The organism is Pseudobutyrivibrio ruminis (genome assembly GCF_015057245.1).
Lineage (GTDB): Bacteria > Bacillota > Clostridia > Lachnospirales > Lachnospiraceae > Pseudobutyrivibrio > Pseudobutyrivibrio ruminis_E.
Genome location: NZ_SVET01000007.1, coordinates 164,362 through 170,361 on the forward strand (window position 1 = coordinate 164,362; position 6,000 = coordinate 170,361).

3 protein-coding genes are annotated in these 6,000 nt (G+C 40.6%); all 3 read left to right on the top strand.

All coding sequences use genetic code 11. The features are described 5' to 3' along the window. Positions 1–73: 73 nt before the first annotated feature. The 3 genes from asnB to E7274_RS08265 all read left to right on the top strand — a co-directional run bounded on the left by asnB (position 74) and on the right by E7274_RS08265 (position 5,608). Positions 74–1,660 carry an asparagine synthase B gene (gene asnB / locus E7274_RS08255; RefSeq protein WP_304175172.1) on the top strand — a complete coding sequence of 529 codons (1,587 nt, stop codon included), beginning with the start codon at positions 74–76 and terminating at the stop codon, positions 1,658–1,660. 12 nt (positions 1,661–1,672) lie between these two features. After that, positions 1,673–3,766 (top strand): glutamine synthetase III family protein, encoded by a 2,094-nt coding sequence (locus E7274_RS08260; RefSeq protein ID WP_304175173.1) that lies wholly within the window; start codon positions 1,673–1,675, stop codon positions 3,764–3,766. A 96-nt stretch (positions 3,767–3,862) separates the two neighbouring features. Continuing rightward, positions 3,863–5,608: an ammonium transporter gene (locus tag E7274_RS08265; protein ID WP_304175175.1), complete on the top strand. Its 1,746-nt coding sequence runs from the start codon at positions 3,863–3,865 to the stop codon at positions 5,606–5,608. Positions 5,609–6,000: the final 392 nt, after the last annotated feature.

Consider the following 6,000-nt stretch of genomic DNA (forward strand, 5'->3'; position numbering starts at 1 on the left):
AAAGGCGTCGGATGAGTACATTAAATGTGTATTTTTCCGGCGCCTTTTCTTGTTCCTATGGGAAGGTGATTTTATGTGTTCGATTATGGCTTTAAGTAAATGCCATGTGGAGATGAAAGACTTCGAAGCGGCATTTGCAAAAACGGTTTCTAGAGGACCAGACATGCAACGAGTTATAACCGTGAATGATTCGGTGCTGGGCTTTCAAAGATTATCAATTATGGGTTTGACGGAAGCAGGAATGCAACCCTTTGAGCTTGATGGCGATTATGTAATATGCAACGGAGAGTTGTATGGATTCAAAACAGAGCGAGAGAGTTTGAAAGCAGAGGGATACAAATTCTTAAGCGACAGTGATTGCGAAATCATTTTACCAATGTATCGTAAATACGGAACAAAGATGTTCGAAAAACTTGATGCAGAATTTGCAATGGTTATTTACGACAAGGAAATAGATGATTTGGTAGCAGCAAGAGATCCAATCGGAATTAGACCTTTGTTTTACGGATACGACAGTGAAGGTTCAATAATGTTTGCATCAGAAGCAAAGAACTTGGTTGGTCTTACAGATGAGGTTAAGCCATTTCCACCAGGACATTATTATTACAAGGGTGTGTTTACATGCTACAGAGATTTGGCGAAGCGACAGACATACAGATTAGACGGGGTGGAAGAGGTTGCAGCAAACATTAAAGAAAAGCTTGTAGCTGGTGTTGAGAAACGACTTGATGCAGATGCTCCTGTAGGATTTCTTCTTTCTGGTGGACTTGATTCATCACTTGTTTGTGCAATCGCTCAGAAGATGATGGATAAGCCCATTAAAACATTTGCAATCGGCATGAACGAGGATGCAATCGATTTAAAGTATGCAAAGGAAGTTGCAGATTACATTGGTTCAGAACATCACGAAATCATAATCAATAAAGACATCGTAATTGAGTCTTTGGAGGAAGTTGTTGCAGCACTTGGTACATACGACATAACAACAATCCGAGCCAGCATGGGAATGTATTTAATCTGCAAGGGAATCAAGAAAAAGTTCCCAGAGATAAGAGTTCTTCTTACTGGTGAGATATCAGATGAAATCTTCGGTTATAAATACACAGATTTTGCTCCAAATGCAGAAGAGTTTCAGAAGGAAGCAGAAAAGAGACTTAGAGAGCTTTACATGTACGATGTACTGAGAGCTGACAGATGTATTTCAGTTCATTCAATGGAGGCAAGAGTTCCATTTGGTGATTTAGATTTTGTGGATTATGTAATGAGCGTAAATCCTGAAATCAAGATGAATAAATACAACAAAGGCAAGTATTTATTGAGACATGCATTTGAGGAGGGCGATTACTTACCACACGACATATTGTTCAGAGAGAAAGCAGCGTTCTCAGATGCGGTAGGACATTCGATGGTAGATTACCTTAAGGAATATGCTAATAGCTTATACAGTGATGAGGATGTAAAGAATGCGTATCGCAAATACGAATTTGCAACACCTTTTACAAAGGAATCACTTTTGTATAGAGATTTATTTGAGAAGTACTATCCAGGCCAGGCACAGATGGTTGTAGATTTCTGGATGCCAAACAAGGCTTGGGAGGGATGCGATGTAAACGACCCATCAGCTAGAGTACTTTCAAACTATGGGGAGAGCGGAAAATAGGAGGATAATAAGATGAGCAAGGTTACAGAGATTTTCGGAAGCAAAGTTTTTAATGACGAGACTATGAAGGAACGTCTTCCTAAGGATGCCTATAAGGCTCTTAAGAAGACGATTGAAGAGGGACGTCCTCTTGACAGAGAGCTTGCAAATGTAATTGCACATGCTATGAAGGAATGGGCAATTGAACTTGGAGCTACACATTTCACACATTGGTTCCAGCCAATGACAGGTGTTACAGCTGAAAAGCATGATTCATTTATCCAGCCTGAAGAAGGTGGTAAGGTTATCATGACTTTCTCAGGAAAGGAATTAATCAAAGGTGAGCCTGATGCATCTTCATTCCCGTCAGGTGGTTTAAGAGCCACATTTGAAGCTAGAGGATATACAGCATGGGACCCAACAAGCTATGTATTTATCAAGGATGATACTCTTTGTATTCCAACAGCCTTTTGTTCATACTCAGGTGAAGCACTTGATAAAAAGACTCCATTACTTCGTTCAATGGAAGCACTTGATAAATCAGCAGTTAGAGCACTTAAGCTTTTTGGTCACGAGGATGTAAAGAGAGTTATTACAACAGTTGGACCAGAGCAGGAATACTTTTTAATAGATACAGAAATGTATAACAAGCGTCCAGATTTGATTTACACAGGACGTACATTATTTGGAGCTAAGCCTCCAAAGGGACAGGAACTTGAGGATCACTATTTTGGAACTATTAAGCCAAGAGTTTCTGCTTACATGAAAGAGTTAGACGAGGAGTTGTGGAAACTAGGTGTACTTGCAAAGACAAAGCATAATGAAGTTGCGCCAGCTCAGCATGAGCTTGCACCAGTGTACTCAACCACTAATATAGCAACAGATCATAACCAGCTTACAATGGAGATGATGAAGGTCGTAGCTGGACGTCACGGAATGACTTGCTTACTTCATGAAAAGCCTTTTGCAGGTGTAAATGGTTCGGGCAAGCACAACAACTGGTCTATATCAACCGATACCGGAATAAACCTGTTAGAACCAGGTGCTACTCCTTCCCAGAACACTCAGTTCTTGTTGTTCTTAACAGCAGTAATTAAGGCTGTAGATGAGTATCAGGAATTACTTCGTGTATCGGTTGCTTCTGCTGGAAATGATCACAGACTTGGAGCAAATGAGGCACCACCAGCAATCATTTCTATGTTCCTTGGTGATGAGCTTGAGGCTATTGTTGAGTCAATTATCGATGGAACTGATTATGAAGATATTAAAAAGAAGAAGATGTCAATTGGTGCTTCAGTTATTCCTAGCATTTCACAGGATACAACTGATAGAAACAGAACATCACCATTTGCCTTTACAGGTAACAAGTTTGAGTTTAGATCACTTGGTTCTGCAGCATCTATTTCAGGTCCAAACGTTGTATTAAATACAATTGTTGCAGAAGAACTTGATAAGTTCTCAGAAGAGCTTGAAAAGGCAGCTGATTTCGATAAGGCACTTGCAGAGCTCCTTAAGAGAGAGCTTACAGCACACAAGAGAATCATCTTCAATGGTAACGGATATTCTGATGAGTGGGTAAAGGAAGCAGAAAGAAGAGGACTTAAGAACCTCAAGTCTACAGTAGATGCCCTTCCAGCATTCGTAGATAAGAAAGCAATTGATGTATTTACAAAGCATAACGTATTTACGGAGCAGGAGCTTTACAGCCGATATGACATCCAGCTTGAGAATTACTACAAAGTAATTGATATTGAAGCTCTTACAATGGATGCTATGGTTAAGAAAGACATTATGGCAGCTGCTAGTGATTATCAGTTTACACTTGCAGAAACTCTTAACGCAAAGGCAGCTACAGGACTTCCAGTTGATTCTTCAGTGGAAAAGAAGAGATTGGAGCAGGCAGCTAAGTTAACATCATCAATGGATGAAAGACTTGAGAAGCTTGAAGCAGACATTGATAAGGCAAAAGAATTAACTGAGACATATGATTTGGCTAAGTTCCATCATGATGTAATCTTTGCAGATATGAATGAGCTTAGAGAAGTGGTTGATGAACTTGAGACAGTAGTACCAAGTGATATCTGGCCATACCCAACATACGGAGAAATCCTTTATAGCGTAAAATAAGCGTAATTAGAAGGTAGCACAAAGGCGTGCAGTATTTGAAAAAATACTGCGCGCCTTTTTATATAAATAATAATAAACCCCAAGGAGGAAAATATTATGGAAGCTTATTCAAGCATGTTATTTGGAGTCTGGTTCCTTATAGGAGCTGCCCTTGTATTTTGGATGCAAGCGGGATTTGCAATGGTAGAGGCAGGATTTACCAGAGCAAAAAATACAGGAAACATCATTATGAAAAACCTGATGGATTTCTGTATTGGTACAGTAATGTTTATTGTTTTAGGATTTGGTCTTATGTTTGGAGAGGATTGCCTCTTTGGATTAGTAGGAAGACCAACACTAGGAATATTTACAGACTATGCAAACTTTGACTGGAGCAACTTTGTATTTAACCTTGTGTTCTGCGCTACAACAGCAACAATCGTAAGTGGTGCTATGGCAGAAAGAACAAAGTTTATCAGCTACTGTGTATATTCTGGAATTATTTCACTTGTAATATATCCAATTGAGGCTCATTGGATTTGGGGTGGCGGCTGGCTTTCTCAGATTGGCTTCCATGATTTCGCAGGTTCATGTGCAATCCACATGGTAGGTGGTATCTGCGCCCTTATTGGTGCAAAAATCCTTGGACCTAGAATTGGTAAATTTACACGTGACAGCAAAGGCAAGATTAAGAAGGTAAATGCATTCCCAGGACACAACATTGCACTTGGTGCACTTGGTGTATTTATCCTTTGGCTTGGTTGGTATGGTTTCAACGGAGCAGCTGCAACATCACTTGAGCAGCTTGCATCAATCTTTGTAACTACAACAATTGCACCAGCCGTGGCTACAGTAACAACAATGTCTTATACATGGATTAAATATGGTAAGCCAGATGTATCTATGTCATTAAATGCATCACTTGCTGGTCTTGTAGCTATCACAGCCCCATGCGACGTAACAGATGCACTTGGTGCAATTATAATCGGTATTGTATCTGGATTTTTAGTAGTATTCGGGGTATGGCTTTTAGACAACAAGCTTCGTGTTGATGATCCAGTTGGAGCTGTTGCAGTCCACATGATGAATGGTATTTGGGGAACAATTGCAGTTGGACTTTTCGCAACAACATCAGCACCACAAAGCGAATTAGCTGGTCTTTTTTACGGGGGAGGATTTAAGTTATTAGGCATACAGTTACTGGGTGTTTTATCAGTAGGTGCTTGGGCAGCCGTAACAATCACTATCGCATTTACGGTAATCAAAGCAACAATTGGTCTTCGTGCATCAGCAGAAGAGGAAATCGTAGGCTTAGACAGAACAGAGCATGGTCTACCATCAGCATACTCTGGATTCAACATGCTTGAGGACGACTTTGATACTGACGAGCTAGACGATGAGACAGCTAACCTTATCACAGAAACACTTGAAGCAGCAGGTCTTGCTTCACTTGATGAGGCAGTGGAAGTAGAGTACGCTCCATCACAAATCACTGCAGCTGGCAAGCCACGAATGACTAAGATTGAAATTCTTTGCAAGGAACGCAACCTTGAAAAGCTCAAGAATTCACTTATGAAGTTAGGTATCACAGGAATGACTGTATCTCATGTTATGGGATGTGGTGTCCAGAAAGGCGCACCAGAGTACTACAGAGGTGTAGCCCTTGAGCCAGCCCTTCTACCTAAAATCCGTGTAGACGTAGTAGTTTGCAAAGTACCTGTACAGCAGGTAATCGACACCGCCAAGAAGGTCCTTTACACTGGCCACATTGGCGACGGCAAAATATTCGTCTACGACGTGGAGCAGGTAGTCAAGATCCGCACTGGCGAAGAAGACTTTGCCGCCCTCCAAGACGTGGAGTAAAACAGCTACCCCAGGCCACCCCAACGGGGCCCAGAGCCCCAGGGAGCCAGGGTATCATTGGAGCAGATTTATAGATTATCTTAATGTGTAAAGTCGCCCATATGTAGGTGTACTTACGAAGCTTTTACTATTCGAAGGTAATGTATGGGTGGGACGGACAATGTAGTTTATATAATCATCTAGTCTTAACTAGTCTTTGTATTATTACTTTTGCTACTCCGTTTACTAAGAAAAATTAAAAAAGAGATATTTGTATAAATTGGCACCGTGGCACATTCAACGTCCTGTTTCAAGTGACCACTGCTGCCGCCGTCCCAATGTCATTTAGATAAGAACTTTGCTTTCTAATTTTAGAATTTAAACTTGATATTTAATTTAAATCAGAGGTGAAA

Bases quoted from the DNA above. Each gene is read 5' to 3' on its own strand.
- asnB (WP_304175172.1), top strand. From the start codon at position 74: ATGTGTTCGATTATGGCTTTAAGTAAATGCCATGTGGAGATGAAAGAC.
- E7274_RS08260 (WP_304175173.1), top strand. From the start codon at position 1,673: ATGAGCAAGGTTACAGAGATTTTCGGAAGCAAAGTTTTTAATGACGAG.
- E7274_RS08265 (WP_304175175.1), top strand. From the start codon at position 3,863: ATGGAAGCTTATTCAAGCATGTTATTTGGAGTCTGGTTCCTTATAGGA.